General features: G+C 68.7%; 8 protein-coding genes. 5 read left to right on the top strand and 3 right to left on the bottom strand.

The annotated features are described in order from the left end of the window. The first annotated feature begins 169 nt into the window (after positions 1–169). The gene (locus DIE12_RS11945) at positions 170–1417 is read left to right on the top strand and encodes a multidrug effflux MFS transporter (RefSeq protein ID WP_124523965.1); all 1248 of its coding nucleotides are present in this window, start codon (positions 170–172) and stop codon (positions 1415–1417) included. Positions 1418–1451: 34 nt separating this feature from the next. Here the strand turns inward: DIE12_RS11945 and DIE12_RS11940 are convergent, their stop codons facing one another. The 3 genes from DIE12_RS11940 to DIE12_RS11930 form a co-directional block, all read right to left on the bottom strand. Beyond that, on the bottom strand, positions 1452–2144 hold the full coding sequence (locus tag DIE12_RS11940) for a hypothetical protein (protein ID WP_124523966.1): 693 nt from the start codon (positions 2142–2144) through the stop codon (positions 1452–1454). A 150-nt stretch (positions 2145–2294) separates the two neighbouring features. Beyond that, positions 2295–4544 carry a penicillin-binding protein 1C gene (gene pbpC, locus DIE12_RS11935; protein ID WP_124523968.1) on the bottom strand — a complete coding sequence of 750 codons (2250 nt, stop codon included), beginning with the start codon at positions 4542–4544 and terminating at the stop codon, positions 2295–2297. A gap of 10 nt (positions 4545–4554) precedes the next feature. Next, positions 4555–10593 (bottom strand): alpha-2-macroglobulin, encoded by a 6039-nt coding sequence (locus DIE12_RS11930; RefSeq protein WP_124523970.1) that lies wholly within the window; start codon positions 10591–10593, stop codon positions 4555–4557. Between the two features lie 304 nt (positions 10594–10897). Here DIE12_RS11930 and DIE12_RS11920 point away from each other — a divergent pair, with 304 nt between their 5' ends. The 4 genes from DIE12_RS11920 to DIE12_RS11905 all read left to right on the top strand — a co-directional run bounded on the left by DIE12_RS11920 (position 10898) and on the right by DIE12_RS11905 (position 14901). Then, positions 10898–11404: a sugar dehydrogenase complex small subunit gene (locus tag DIE12_RS11920; RefSeq protein WP_044843286.1), complete on the top strand. Its 507-nt coding sequence runs from the start codon at positions 10898–10900 to the stop codon at positions 11402–11404. Continuing rightward, positions 11404–13023: a GMC family oxidoreductase gene (locus tag DIE12_RS11915; protein ID WP_124484599.1), complete on the top strand. Its 1620-nt coding sequence runs from the start codon at positions 11404–11406 to the stop codon at positions 13021–13023. The genes DIE12_RS11920 and DIE12_RS11915 overlap by 1 nt, the downstream gene beginning before the upstream one ends. Before the next feature lie 2 nt (positions 13024–13025). Next, positions 13026–14303: a cytochrome c gene (locus tag DIE12_RS11910; protein ID WP_124523972.1), complete on the top strand. Its 1278-nt coding sequence runs from the start codon at positions 13026–13028 to the stop codon at positions 14301–14303. 178 nt (positions 14304–14481) lie between these two features. Continuing rightward, positions 14482–14901: a DoxX family protein gene (locus tag DIE12_RS11905; protein WP_124484601.1), complete on the top strand. Its 420-nt coding sequence runs from the start codon at positions 14482–14484 to the stop codon at positions 14899–14901. Positions 14902–15051 lie beyond the last annotated feature (150 nt).

Raw genomic sequence — 15051 nt, 5'->3', positions numbered from 1 at the left:
GTGTAACGCGTTTCGAAACCTGACGCAATCCGCATTCAACCGCGCCCACGCCAGGGGATTCCTGTCGCGTTGCGCAACAACAGGCACAATATGCGCTTCGCCGCGCACCGTTGTTCGACTTCGAGCAGCACGGCGCGTGTTGCCGCCGTCCGAATCCTTCCCGGTTGTCATGAACGCCTTGCTCACTCCCGCGCGCGAATCGAACTCGCCGCGCTTCCTGCTGTTCCTGATTTGCCTGTTCGCCTCCGCCGGCCAGCTCGCGATCGACATCTACGTGCCTGCGCTGCCCGACATGGCGCGTTCGTTCGCGACCACGCCGCAGGCGATTCAGTCGAGCGTCTCCGGCTACATGGCCGCTTATGCGCTCGGCCAGCTGATCTTCGGTCCGGTTGCCGATGCATACGGGCGCAAGCGCGTGCTCGCGTTCGGGCTGGTCATCTACACGATCGGCTGCCTGCTGTCGCTCGGCGCGCCGAACCTGGAGACGTTCGTGCTGGCGCGCTGTCTGCAGGGCTTCGGGATCGCGACCACGAACCTGCTCGCGAAGGCGATCATCACCGACTCGTTCTCGGGCCAGGCGCTGATGCATGCGTTTACCTATATGTCGATCGCGTGGGGGCTCGCGCCGATCATCGCGCCGGTGATCGGCGCGCACCTGCAGGAATGGTTCGGCTGGCGCGCGTGCCTCGTGTTCCTGCTGGTGTATTCGCTGGTGATGTGGGCGCTGCTGTGGCGCTATCGCGAGACCTTGCCGAAGCCGGTCCATCTCGAGCCGCGCACGCTGATGGCGAACGCGGGCAAGGTGCTCGCGAGCCCGGTGTTCCAGAGCTGCTTTCTCGCGCAGGGGCTGTGCTACAGCATCCTGCTGGTGTTCAACATCGTCGGGCCGTTCATGGTGCAGACCACGCTGCACAAGCCGCCGACCTTCTTCGGCTATCTCGCGCTCGGGATCGGGCTGATGTATTTCCTCGGCGGGCTGTCGAACCGGATTCACGGGCGCGGGCTGCCGAGCGCCGAGCAGCGGTTGCGTATCGGCGCACGCGTGATGGCGGGCGCGGCGGTCGCGATGCTGGTGCTGGCGCTGACCGTCGGGCTGCGCGTATGGACGCTCGCGACGCCGGTGCTCGTGATGGGCTTCTGCGCGGGCGCGATGTATCCGACGCTGATGGCGAAGGGCAATTCGCTGTTTCCCCATATCGCGGGGCTGACGAGCGCGATCCTCGGGTGCGCGCTGCTGCTCGTGTCGTCCGCGATGATGGGGCTGGCCGGTTTCGTATCGATTCACGTGCTGACGCCGCTCGCGGTGTTCTTCGTCGCGCTGTCGTTCATCGTCGTGTGGATGGTGACGAAGCTGCTGCGCTACCTCACGCAGCAGCAGGCGGCGAGCGTGGCTTGCGGGAGCGGGGAAGCCGCGTAAGCCGCGTCGACGCGGGCAGCGGCACGCCCGCCGCTCACAGCGGGTGTGCCGCGCCCGCCTGCGCCAGCAGCGAAACCGCAACCGGATCCGGCATCCCGTTCGAATCGATCGCGCCGGCCTTGGCCAGCGCGGCGAGGTCGCTGTCGACGCCCGGTTGGCCGACCACGAACGGTGTCGTCAGGAAGGCCGGCGCCGACAGCGTGACCGCATAGCGCTGCTGCAGATTCGTCACGACCGCGGATTGCGCGGCCTGCACCGTGTTCGGGCTGCCCATCACCTGCTGGAAGTGCGCATTCCCCTGGAAATTGCCGATCAGCCCGGCCGTGTTCGTGCCGAGCTGCGCGGCGAGATAGACGAGCATCAGCTCGGTCTCGGGCGTCGTGTTGAAGGTGCCGCCCGCGTAGGCGAGCGAATGCAGGCTCGTGCCGCTCGACGCGACGGTGATCACGCACGGCAGCACGGCGTTGACCGCCACGCGGTAGTTGCCGCCGCCGTCGGTCAGCGTCGTCGCCGAGCCTTGCGCGCAGCTGACCGTCACCGATGCGCTCGCGAGCGCGGAGCCCGTGGCGGCCGTGCCGGACAGCGCGACGGTTTGCGTGTTGGCGTTGTTGAAGCAGACGTCGACGCCGAAGCAGGCGTCGCCGTTGCAGCCGGCAAGCGTCGCGAGGGCCGCGGCGCACAGCGTGCCCAGCGCGGGGCGGAGGAAGCGCGGATGGCGAAGGTTCATGGTCGCGGGCGGATCGGAAGAGTGAGCGCGGCAGGGCAACCGGCGCGCGCCGACGCTTCGGCGCGCTGTTCGTATTCTAGGTCTCCGATCGCGGGGTTGCTGGCCCGTTTGTTCGCCGCGGCCTGCGGCGTGCGGCATGGCCGGCGCCGGTTACGGCTTGCGCGCGGCCGGTTTCGCGAACGCGCCGCGCACCTCGAAGCCGATCGCATCCGCCACGTTGCCGCGCGCGTCGACGAGTTCGAGCCGGTGCCGCCCGGGCCACGGCATCCACGCGATGCGGTCGGCGTGGCCGATTACCTTGTCGTCGAGCCGCCACGCGAACCGTGCGGCATGCCCGGAAGATCGCTCGAACCAGATCCGCTGATTCTTCGGCGGAATGTCCGGATCGATCGCGAAGATCGTGCCGTCGGTCGGCGCACCGATCGTCAGCGGCGCGCGCGCGCCGTCCTTGCCCGGCGTGACGGGCGCCGCGAGCCGGATCGTGTCGAGCGCGGTGCCCGTGACGAACCACTCGTTGCGCGACGGCTCGACGTCGCGCTCGAACGTGATGCGGCGTGCTTCGACGCCGGCCGGCGGACGCGGCGCGCGGCTCGGCAGGTCGCGGTGCAGGTAGCCGACGACGGCCGACCACACCGGCGACGCGCCCGTGACGCCCGACACGTCCCACATCGGCGAGCCGTCCGCATTGCCGACCCACACGCCGACCGTATAGCGCGACGTGAAGCCGACCGTCCAGTTGTCGCGCATGTCCTTGCTCGTGCCGGTCTTCACCGCCGAGAAGAAGCGCGTCGCGAGCGGATTGTCGAAGCCGAACGTGCGCACGCGCGCGTTGTTGTCGGCGAGGATGTCGGTGACGACGAAGCTGGCCGCTTCGCTGAACACGCGCGTGCCGTTGTCCGCACGCCCCGGTGCCGATGCGCCGGCCGCGGGCGACGGCGCAGGCAGGTCGACGACCTTGCGCGCGACGCCGCCGTTCGCGAGCGCGCGATACGCATTGGTCAGCGACAGCAGCGTGACGTCCGCGCTGCCGAGCGCGAGGCTGAAGCCGTAGTAGTCGCCTTCCTGCGCGAGCGGCAGGCCGAGCGCGGTCAGCGTGCGCGCGAAGCGATGCGGCGTGACGAGCACGAGCGTGCGCACGGCCGGCACGTTCAGCGAGCCGCCGAGCGCGCTGCGCACGCTCACCCAGCCCTTGAAATCCTTGTCGTAGTTCTGCGGAATGTAGAGGCCGCCGCCGGCCGCGAGGTTGATCGGCGCGTCGTCGAGCAGCGACGCGGCCGTCAGCCGCTTCTCGTCGATCGCCTGCGCATAGAGGAACGGCTTGAGCGTCGAGCCGGCCTGGCGCGGCGCGAGCACGGCGTCGACGTCGCGTGCGCTCGACAACGCGCCCGACGAACCGACCCACGCGCGAATCTCGCCGGTCGCGTTGTCGATCACGACGACCGCGCCGTCCTGCACGTTGCGCCGGTGCGCGGGCGCGTTGAGCTCGGTCAGCGCGCGCGTGAGCGTGTCGCGCGCGAAGCGCTGCAGCGGCGCATCGAGCGTCGTGCGCACCTGCGCGCCGGCCGCGGGCCTGACCTCGGCCGCGATGCGGCGCGCGAAGTGCGGGGCGAGGGCGGCGCCGTCCGCCGTCAGGTCGTTACGCACGGCATTGGCCGGGCGCGCGATCACGAGCTGCACGTAGCCGTCGAGCGACGCGCAGGCCTGCTCCGCGTGCATGTCGCGCAGGATCCGGCACGCACGCTCGGCGACCTTCGCGCTCGCCGCGTTGGGCGCGCGCACCAGCGCTGCCGCGATCGCGGCTTCACGCGCGTCGAGGCCGGACGGCGCCTTGCCGAACAGCACCTGCGACAGCGCGGCGAGCCCGACCGTCTCGCCGCGGAACGGCACGAGATTCAGGTAGGCCTCGAGGATCTGGTCCTTGCGCCAGCCGCGTTCGAGCAGTAGCGCGTTCATCGCCTGCGTGGCCTTCTGCGGCAGCGAGCGCTGGCCCGAGCGGCGCGGTTCGTCATTGAGGAGCCCGGCGAGCTGCATCGTCACGGTCGACGCGCCGCGCGTGCGCTGGTTCCACAGGTTGCCCCATGCCGCACCGGCGATCCCGCGCCAGTCGACGCCGCTGTGTTCGTAGAAGCGCTTGTCCTCGGACACGACGATCGCCTCGCGGAACGCGGGCGACACGTCGGCGAGCGACACCCAGTCGCCGCGCCGTTCGGCGAGGTCGACGCGCGTGCGCTGCAGCGGCGTGCCGTCACGCGCGAGCAGCACCCAATCGGAACTGCGCCAGTTGCGGCGCACGTCGTCGTAGCCGGGCAGCGCGTGCGCGACGAGCGGCGCGGCCAGCACGACGGCGACGAAAACGCGGCCGGCGAAGCGCGGCGGCCGCGGCGATCCATGATCGATCATCGCGTATCCGTTACTTGCCCGCGTCGGCCGGCTTCACGGTCATCGGCGGGTTCGGCCACAGGCCGTACACGGATGGCGCGTACAACGCTTCCACGCGCGTCGGCGGCAACCCGAAGGTGCCGACGTTGTTCAGCCGCACCGTGTACTCGACCGAGAGCTTGCCCTTCGGCAGATAGTCGTAATACGCGCGGTAGCCGTCGAAATCGCGTTCGATGAACGCCGGCCATGCGCCGTCCGGGGATTTCTCGCCCTGCGTCGCGGCTTCCGAATCGCGGCCGAGGCCCGAGCCGAGGATCGTCGCACCGGACGGGATCGGATCGTTGACGACGACCCACGTCATGTCGCTCTGCGCGTCGATGTCGAGATGCACGCGCACGACGTCGCCGCGCGTCAGCACGCCCTTGACGGCGGGCGACACGGGCGTGACGGTCTTCGTGATCCGGTAGCCGGCCGCGAACGGCGCGCGCAGCGGCACGGCCGCGAGGCTTTCGACGGTCGCCCACGGGTGGCCCGTGCCGTCCTGCGTGACGGACAGCGTGGCCGGTGCCTGGGCCGCACGCGGCCACGGCATCAGCACGCTGCGCGCGGCGGCGGCGCGGGTCGCGGGAGTGGCCGAGGCGGGGCTGTCGGCGGGCGCGGTCGAGGGTGCCTGCGACCACGAAATCGCGCGCTCGTTGCCGCCGAGCGCGACCTTCGTCGTGCCGGCCACCGGCGTGCTCTCGTAGGTGCGCGAGAAGCGCTCGATCGCGAGCTGGCCGAGTGCGTTCGACGTCGTCGTCTGCCATGCGCCCTGGCGTTGCAGCGCCAGCAGGCCGGTCGCCACGCGCGGCATCTCGTCCTTCCACGCCGAGTCGCCCGCGAATTCCAGCGCGAGACGCGCGGCGTTGGTCTCGTTGCTCGTCATCAGCCACCACAGGTCGTCGTCGCGCGCGGTCGAGAACACGAGCTGCGTGCCCTGGTACGTGAGGCGCGCCCGCAGGATCTGCTCGACCTGCGCGCGTTTCGCGTCGCGCTGCGGGATGTCCTTCACGCGCGTGAGGATCGCGTGATAGTCGATTACCGCCGACGTCGGCCACTGGTTCGGCGCGATTTCGATCGAACCGAGCATGCGGCCTTGGGCGGCACCGTAACGCGACAGCGCCTCGATCGCGGCGAGCTTGCGCAGGTCGCGATCCTGGCGCGGAGCCCACGCGTTGCGCTCGATGCGGCCGTCGACGAAACGCGCGAGCCCGGCTTCGAGCTGCGTGCGCAGGTCTTCCGGCAGCGCGAAGCGCGGGTCGAGGCGGCCGGCCTCGTCGGCGACCACGAGCAGATACGACGACAGCGTCGGGCTGCCGTAGTGCGCATCGTCGGAGGACGGCGGGAAGTAGTTCGCGAGTCCGTCGCTGTCGAGGTAGACGGGCATGCGCGCCACCAGCGCCTGCCATTGCGCGGCGTCGTGCAGGCCGATCGCGCGCGACGTCTGCTGTTCGAGGCAGCGGTACGGATAGCGCTCGAACCAGCGCCGCACGCCGGGCAGGCCGTCGGCGAGCTTCGACTGCAGCGACACGGCGATGCCGCCGCGCGGCGCGCCCTGCGCGTTGTTGACGGCGCCGGCCGGGGCGGACACGGGCAGCGTCAGCGTGCCGTCGACCTGGGTGAGCGTGGCCTGCTGCACGGTGACCGGCAGCGCGGGCACGACCTTCTGCGCGACGGCCAGCGCGTCGGACGCGCGCTTGCCGCCTTGCTCGGCCGCCTCGATGCGCCAGTTCAGCGCGCCGGCCGCGTCGAGCGCCTGCTCGGGCACGGTGATCGTCCACGCGACCTCGGCCGCCGCATTGGCCCCGAGCGACACGGTTTGCGGCGCGACGTCGAGGCCCGTCACGCGCGGGGTCACGACGACCTGCATCGCGCGGTCGGTCGTGTTGCGCAGCGTGACCTGCGCGCGGAACGCATCGCCTTCGCGCACGAGCGGCGGCAGGCCTGAGATCAGCTGCAGGTCCTGCGTGCTGCGGATCGACGTGCTGCCGGTGCCGAAGCGGTCCGCGCCGACCGCCGCGATCGCGACGATCCGGAAGCGCGTGAGCGCGTCGTTCAGCGGCACTTCGACGGTCGCGCTGCCGTTCGCGTCGAGCGTCACGCGCGGATTCCACAACAGCAGCGTGTCGAACAGCTCGCGCGTCGGCGCGCTGCCGCCGCCGCCGCCGGCCGGCACCGCCTTGCGGCCGAAGTGGCGGCGGCCGACGATTTCCATCTGCGCGGTGGCCGTCTCGACGCCGTACGCGCGTCGCTGCAGCATCGCGTCGAGCAGGTCCCAGCTGTTGTTCGGCATCAGCTCGAGCAGCGCCTCGTCGACGGCCGCGACCGCGATCTGCGTGCCGGCCGGAGCGGGCTGCCCGTTCGGCAGCGTGACCTTCACGTGCGCCTGCGCCTTGCCGCGCACCGTGTAGCGCGTCGCGTCGGTCGTCACGGTCACGCCGAGACGATGCACGCCGGTGCCGACCTTGATCTCGCCGAGGCCATAGCGGAACGCGGGCTTCGACAGGTCGACGAACGCGGTCGGCGCTTCATGGTAGCGGCCTTCGCGCCAGAACGCGCGGGCCCATTCGACCGGCGCCTTCCAGCCCCACGTGAAGAACGAGTACCACGGCACTTCGCGAATCCGGCCGCGCAATGCGAGCACCGACACGTAGACGTTCGGCCCCCACGATTCGCCGACCTTCAGGTCGACGGTCGGGTTCTTGCCGTTCAGCTCGACGACGTGCGTTTCCATCACGCCGCCGCGTTCGACCGCGACGAGCGCGCTCGCGTAGCGGAACGGCATGCGCACCTGGAAGCGGGCCGTTTCGCCCGGCTCGTAGGACGTCTTCTCCGGGATCACGTCGATCCGGTCGGTGTTGTCGCCGCCGAACCAGAGTTGGTCCTCGCGCGTGACCCAGACGGACGTCGACGCATTCGACGTGCGGCCGTCGCCATCCTTCGCGACCGCGATCAACTGGACGTTGCCGGCCTGTTCGAGCGTCGCGTCGCAGGCCATGCGGCCCTTGTCGTCGGTCTTGCCCGAGCACAGCACGCCGAGGTCGCGCGTGTCGCTCTTGTTGTCGTACGCATAGAAGCCGCCGACCATGCGCTTGCGCGAGGACGTCGTGATGTGCGCGACGCCCTTGATTTCGATCGACACCGATGCACGCGGCTTGCCCTGCAGGTCGACCGCGAGCGCCTGCACCGGCACGCGCTGGCCGACCGACACCCAGCGGCCGGCCTTGATGCCGGCCACCACCGCGGCCGGCCACAGGATCGTGTCGCCGCGGATCGTCTGCACTTCGCCGTTCGGGTCCGCGAACGTCGCCTCCAGCGCGATGCGCTTCGGCGCGTCGACGTCGGGCAGGCCCTTGAGCGTGACGGAACCCGCGCCGTTGCGGTCGAGCGTGAGCGGCAGCTTGTCCGCGATCAGCTTCGTCGCGTCGGGATCGTTGTTCGCGGCCGATGCGCTGTCGCCGTCCTGCGCATCGTCGTCGGCGTTGCCGTCGCTGCGCTCAGGACGATAGGGCGTGAAGCTGAAGTCCTCGAAGCGGTCCGCGAACGGTGGCGACGCCCACTTCATCAGCGCCGACACCTGCACGGGCAGGTTCGATGCGCCGCCGCCCGACACGTAGTCGATCTGCACCGCGAGCGGCGCTTCCTTGACCGCGACGAGCGGGCTCTTCTGCGCGTCGCGCGCGCCGATCGTCCCCTTGAGCACCGGCAGGCGGAACGCCTCGACGCGGAAGCTGCCGCCGTAGTAGCTGGCGGTCGGCGCATCGTCCGGGCCGCCTTCGAGCGACACGCTGTATTCGCCGAGCTTCGCCGCGGGCGGCAGCGTGAACTGCGTGTCCGCGCTATGGTCGGCCGACCACGTGAGCGGCAGCTTGTAGGTCTGGTCGGAGCCGAGATGGCGGATCGTCACGCGTGTCGGGTAGTGCGCCGGGAACGCGAGGCTCTGCAGCGTCTCGGTGCGCAGGAAGTGCTTCATCGACACGGTTTCGCCGGCCCGCAGCAGCGTGCGGTCGAACACGGTATGCGCGCGCACGGTCGGCGCGCTGTCGGTGTCGGTCGGCACGTTGAAGCGCCACGATTCGATCCCGCGGTTCCAGTTCGAGCTGACGAACGCCATGTCGCGGCCCGTCTTCGGATCGTCGACGCGTGCCGACACGAAGTAGTCGTCGAAGCGTTCCGACTGGCTGCATGCGTGTTTCGGCTCGAACGGGCCGTCGATCTTCAGCAGGCCTTGCGCATCGGTCTTGCCCGACGCGATTTCGTCGCCATTGCAGTCCGACACGCGGATCTGCGCGTTCGGCACGGGCTTGCCCTTGTCGAGCGTCGTGACCCACACGAGGTTGTTCTCGCGGCCCTGTTTCAGGTGCACGCCGAGATTCGTGACGAGCACGGTCGTGCGCACGTACATGCTCGACGGCTTCGCGAGCAGCGAGCGGCCGAGCGCGGGCGACGCGAGTTCGAGCACGTAGAAGCCGGGCTTGTCGATCGGCACGCCGACGACCTCGAACGGACGCAGCGCCTTCGGGTCGGCCTTCGGCAGCGTCAGCGCGTGCGCACCCGGTTCGCCGGCGAGCAGCGACAGCGAGCGCACGTCGATGCGGCGGTTCTGCGGCGCGGGCATCTTCTCGCCGGCCTCGAGCGGCACGTAGACGGGGTGCTGGCCCTTGCGCCGCAGCAGGCCCGGGACGCGTTCGTCGATCGTGCCGGCCGTCATCGACCAGTTGTCGAAGCGCTCGACGGTGCGCATCCATTGACGGATCGCGGTGTCGTCGTCGACCTTCAGGTTCGAGAATTGCGCGCTGCTCGTGTTGAGGCCCGCGATGCGCAGGTCGGCTTCGACGTTGCGCAGCGTGACGGGCACGAGTGCCGGCGTATCGGGTTCGGCGAAGCGCTCGACGATCCCGAACGTGCCCGACGAGAATTTCGCGAGCGGCGGCATCGGCGCGGTGCGCGTCGCGAGCGGGAACAGGTCGGCGTTCGAGAGCGTGCGGTCGGTCGCGTCGCGCAGGCCGGACGGCAGTTCGATCGTCAGGTTCGCCTGCGCGGGCAGCGGCGGGTTGAACGTGACGGTCGTCACTTCGTCGCTGTGGTCGTCGGCCGCGAAGGTCGGCGAAAGCGAACCGTCAGGACCGCGCAGCCGGATCGCCTCGGCGTTCTTGCGCGAGATCGGTGCATTGAACGACAGCGTCAGCGGACGCAGCGGCGTGCAGGGCGCCTTCGCGTTCTCGCGCTCGCACGAGAAGCTCGCGGCGAACGGCGCACGCACCGTGAAGTCGAAGCGGCGCTCGGTGTCGTTCGCGATGCCGCTCGGGCTCGCGACGCCCTTGCCGTAGACGAGCTGCATCTTCGCGCTCGCGGGCAGCGCCTGCGCGCACGACAGCGTCAGCACGCGCGCGGCGTCCTTCTTCAGCCCGAAGTGATCGAGCAGCGCGTTGCGCGCATCGTCGTCGGCGGCCGTGACGGGGATGCGGTTGCCGATGCCGGCCGCTTCGCACCAGATGTTCGCGAGCGCGGAGCGTGGCTCGGCCGGGCCGTTCAGCTTCAGCACGAAGACCTGGCGCTCCTCGATCTCGCGCGAGCCGGGGCGCACCGTCACCGGGAACGGGCCGCCGGTTTGAAACGTGAAGCGGCGCGGGCCGCTGACCGCATTGCCGGCGACCGAACGCAGCGCGTCGTTGAGCGCGACCGAGCAGCGCACACCCGGCGGCAGGTCGTTCTCGAAATCGTAGACCCACGTCTTGTCGTCGAGCCAGTGACCCTGGCCGCGTGCGGCGGTGGAATCGTTGCAGGTCATGCGCGCGGGACTCGGCGCGGATGCCGAACCGAACGCGACCATCGGTTCGTCGAACTTGACGACGCTCTGCCGGACTTCGGTGACCGTGCCTTGCGGCGACACGCTCACGGTGCGTGCCGCGCCCGCATGCAGCGACACTGCGGCGGCGCCGCCGAGCGCCGCGACGGCGCCGATGCGCCAGAGCAGCCGTGTGGTGTGATGGGTTGAATGTGTGTTGTTGTGCTTGTCGTGCTGCTTCATCGCTCGATGCCCTCGGAGGGAAGCTTTCTGTTTGATTGCACGCGATTCTAACCGACGGGCATGCGAGCGGATGACGGGAAGCGGCGTGTCGCCGGGTTGCGACACGCCGGCATCCCGATACGGAATTGTCGCGTCGACGACACAAAGATGCCGCGAAATGTCGATTGTCTCGGATTGCGGAACATTAAATGGACTATAAAAGCATTGTCCAATCCGAATTGAGCGCGTACATTTCAGGGCCGCGCGAAAGTTTGAGAAATATCAAGCGTGGTTTTCCCGAATCCGGTGTTCGAGAGAAGGAAACATGCACAACGACAACACTCCCCACTCGCGTCGCGATCGCGACGCAGCCGCATCCGGCATCACGCGGCGTCAATGGCTGCAGGGCGCACTGGCGCTGACGGCGGCGGGCCTCACCGGCTCGCTGGCGTTGCGGGCCCTGGCCGATAATCCCGGCACCGCGCCGCTCGATACGTTCATGACGCTCTCCGAAGCACTGACAGGCAAGAAAGGGCTGAGCCGCGTGCTCGGCGAACGCTTCCTGCAGGCCTTGCAGAAGGGCTCGTTCAAGACCGCCGACGGTCTGTCGCAACTCGCCGGCGCACTCGCGTCCGGTTCGTTGACTCCCGATCAGCAAACGTCCGCGCTGTCGATTCTCGAAGCCTGGTATCTCGGCATCGTCGACAACGTCGTAATTACCTACGAAGAAGCATTAATGTTCAGCGTCGTGTCCGATACGCTCGTGATTCCTTCGTATTGCCCGAATAAACCCGGCTTCTGGGCCGAAAAACCGATCGAGAGGCAAGGCTGATGGCCGATACCGATACGCAAAAGGCCGACGTCGTGGTCGTCGGGTCCGGTGTCGCGGGCGCGATCGTCGCGCACCAGCTCGCGATGGCCGGCAAGTCGGTGATCCTGCTCGAGGCAGGCCCGCGCATGCCGCGCTGGGAAATCGTCGAACGCTTCCGCAACCAGCCCGACAAGACCGACTTCATGGCGCCGTACCCGTCGAGCCCGTGGGCGCCGCATCCGGAATACGGCCCGCCGAACGACTACCTGGTCCTGAAGGGCGAGCACAAGTTCAACTCGCAGTACATCCGCGCGGTGGGCGGCACGACGTGGCACTGGGCCGCGTCGGCGTGGCGCTTCATCCCGAACGACTTCAAGATGAAGACCGTGTACGGTGTCGGCCGCGACTGGCCGATCCAGTACGACGATCTCGAGCATTGGTACCAGCGCGCCGAGGAAGAGCTCGGCGTGTGGGGCCCCGGCCCCGAGGAAGACCTGTATTCGCCGCGCAAGCAGCCGTACCCGATGCCGCCGCTGCCGTTGTCGTTCAACGAGCAGACGATCAAGAGCGCGCTCAACGGCCATGACCCGAAGTTCCACGTCGTGACCGAGCCGGTCGCGCGCAACAGCCGTCCGTACGACGGCCGGCCGACTTGTTGCGGGAACAACAACTGCATGCCGATCTGCCCGATCGGCGCGATGTACAACGGCATCGTGCACGTCGAGAAGGCCGAGCAGGCCGGCGCGAAGCTGATCGACAGCGCGGTCGTGTACAAGCTCGAGACGGGCCCGGACAAGCGCATCGTCGCCGCGATCTACAAGGACAAGACGGGCGCCGACCATCGCGTCGAGGGCAAGTACTTCGTGGTGGCCGCGAACGGCATCGAGACGCCGAAGATCCTGCTGATGTCGGCGAACCGCGACTTCCCGAACGGCGTCGCGAACAGCTCCGACATGGTCGGGCGCAACCTGATGGACCACCCGGGCACGGGCGTGTCGTTCTACGCGAGCGAGAAGCTGTGGCCGGGCCGCGGCCCGCAGGAAATGACGTCGCTGATCGGTTTCCGCGACGGCCCGTTCCGCGCGACCGAAGCCGCGAAGAAGATCCATCTGTCGAACATGTCGCGCATCAACCAGGAAACGCAGAAGATCTTCAAGGCCGGCAAGCTGATGAAGGCCGACGAGCTCGACGCGCAGATCCGCGACCGCTCCGCGCGCTACGTGCAGTTCGACTGCTTCCACGAAATCCTGCCGCAGCCCGAGAACCGCATCGTGCCGAGCAAGACGGCCACCGACGCGGTCGGCATTCCGCGCCCGGAAATCACGTATGCGATCGACGACTACGTGAAGCGCGGCGCCGTGCATACGCGCGAGGTCTATGCGACCGCGGCGAAGGTGCTGGGCGGTACGGACGTCGTGTTCAACGACGAGTTCGCGCCGAACAATCACATCACGGGCGCGACGATCATGGGCGCGGATGCGCGCGACTCGGTCGTCGACAAGGACTGCCGCACGTTCGACCATCCGAACCTGTTCATCTCGAGCAGCTCGACGATGCCGACCGTCGGTACGGTGAACGTGACGCTGACGATCGCGGCGCTGGCGCTGCGGATGTCCGACACGCTGAAGAAGGAAGTCTGACCGTGCGGAAATCTACTCTCACCTTCCTCCTCGCCGGCTGCCTCGCGCTGCCGGGCCTCGTGCGCGCGGCCGATGCGGCCGACCCCGCGCAGGTCAAGCGCGGCGAATATCTCGCGGTCGCGGGCGACTGCATGGCCTGCCACACCGCGAAGGGCGGCAAGCCGTTCGCCGGCGGCCTGGGGATGCCGGTGCCGAAGCTCGGCAAGATCTACACGAGCAACATCACGCCCGACCCGGATACCGGCATCGGCAACTGGACGTTCGACGACTTCGAGCGCGCGGTGCGCCACGGCGTGTCGAAGAACGGCGACAACCTGTATCCGGCGATGCCGTACGTGTCGTACGCGAAGATCAGCGACGACGACGTGCAGGCGTTGTACGCGTACTTCATGCACGGCGTCGAACCGGTCAAGCAGGCGCCGCCGAAGAACGAGATCCCCGCGCTGCTGAGCATGCGCTGGCCGCTGAAGATCTGGAACTGGCTGTTCCTGAAGGACGGCGCATACCAGCCGAAGCCGGCGCAGAGCGCCGAGTGGAACCGCGGTGCGTACCTGGTGCAGGGCCTCGCGCACTGCAGCACGTGCCACACGCCGCGCGGCGTCGCGATGCAGGAGAAGTCGCTCGACGAAACCGGCGGCAGCTTCCTGTCGGGCTCGGTGCTGGCGGGCTGGGACGGCTACAACATCACGTCCGACCCGAACGCGGGGATCGGCGGCTGGACGCAGCAGCAGCTCGTCCAGTACCTGCGTACCGGCAGCGTGCCGGGAGTCGCGCAGGCGGCCGGTCCGATGGCCGAGGCGGTCGAGCACAGCTTCTCGAAGATGACCGACGCCGACATCGGCGCGATCGCGACGTACATCCGTACGGTGCCGGCCGTCGCCAACGGCGACGCGAAGCAGTCGCGCTCGTCGTGGGGCAAGCCGGCGGAAGACGGCCTGAAGCTGCGCGGCGTCGCACTGGCGTCGTCGGGCATCGATCCGGCGCGGCTGTATCTCGGCAACTGCGCGACGTGCCACCAGATGCAGGGCAAGGGCACGCCGGACGGCTATTACCCGTCGCTGTTCCACAACTCGACGGTGGGTGCGACGAATCCGGCGAACCTGGTGCAGGTGATCCTGAACGGCGTGCAGCGCAAGGCCGGCAGCGAGGACGTCGGGATGCCCGCGTTCCGCAACGAGCTGTCGGATGCGCAGATCGCCGCGCTGACGAACTACCTGACCGGCCAGTTCGGCAACCCGGCCGCGAAGGTGACCGAGCAGGACGTCGCGAAGGCGCGTTGAGGCCGGGTACGATGCAGTAAAGGCAGGGCAACTCTGACAAGAAGAGGAGGCACAGCACATCGGGCGGGCCCCGATGCCGGTTGTTGCAGAGCGGGGTGGGTGGCTTTGGCGGCCGCCCGCCCTGGTTCGTTGGCAATCCGGTGCGCGCGGTTCGCGTACCGCTTTCGTTGATCACACCATGACACCGAATCAACCGTTTCTCGCGTCCCAGCGCGATGTGCTGCTGCTGTTGTCCCGGATCCTGCTCGTGATCCTGTTCGTGATGTTCGGCTGGAAGAAGATCGTCGACTTCTCCGGCACGATCGCGTTCATGGGAAGCGAGGGCGCGCCGGCGCCGATCATTTCGGCGGCGATCGCCGTCGTGATGGAGCTGTTCGCCGGCATCGCGCTCCTCGTCGGTTTCCAGACGCGGCCGCTCGCGCTGCTGCTTGCGCTGTATACGATCGGCACCGGCTTCATCGGCCACCACTACTGGACGATGACGGGCGGCGAGCAGATCGACAACATGATTCATTTCTACAAGAACATCGCGATCTCGGGCGGCCTGCTCGCGCTTTGCGCGGCGGGCCCCGGGCGTTTTTCGATCGATCGCGGGTAAATGGCAACGCCGGCGCGCGCATGGGGCGTGTGCCGGACGGTCGAGACTTCGAGGGGGGGCATCATTTTGCGACTCAAACATTTCGCATCGCTGATCGTGGCCGCCGCACCGGCGGCCGCGTTCGCGCAGACGAGCGTGACGCTGTACGGC

It is taken from the genome of Burkholderia sp. Bp9015, assembly GCF_003853505.1.
Lineage (GTDB): Bacteria > Pseudomonadota > Gammaproteobacteria > Burkholderiales > Burkholderiaceae > Burkholderia.
Note: the sequence above shows the minus strand (reverse complement) of the source record. Positions and strands in the feature narration are given on the sequence as shown.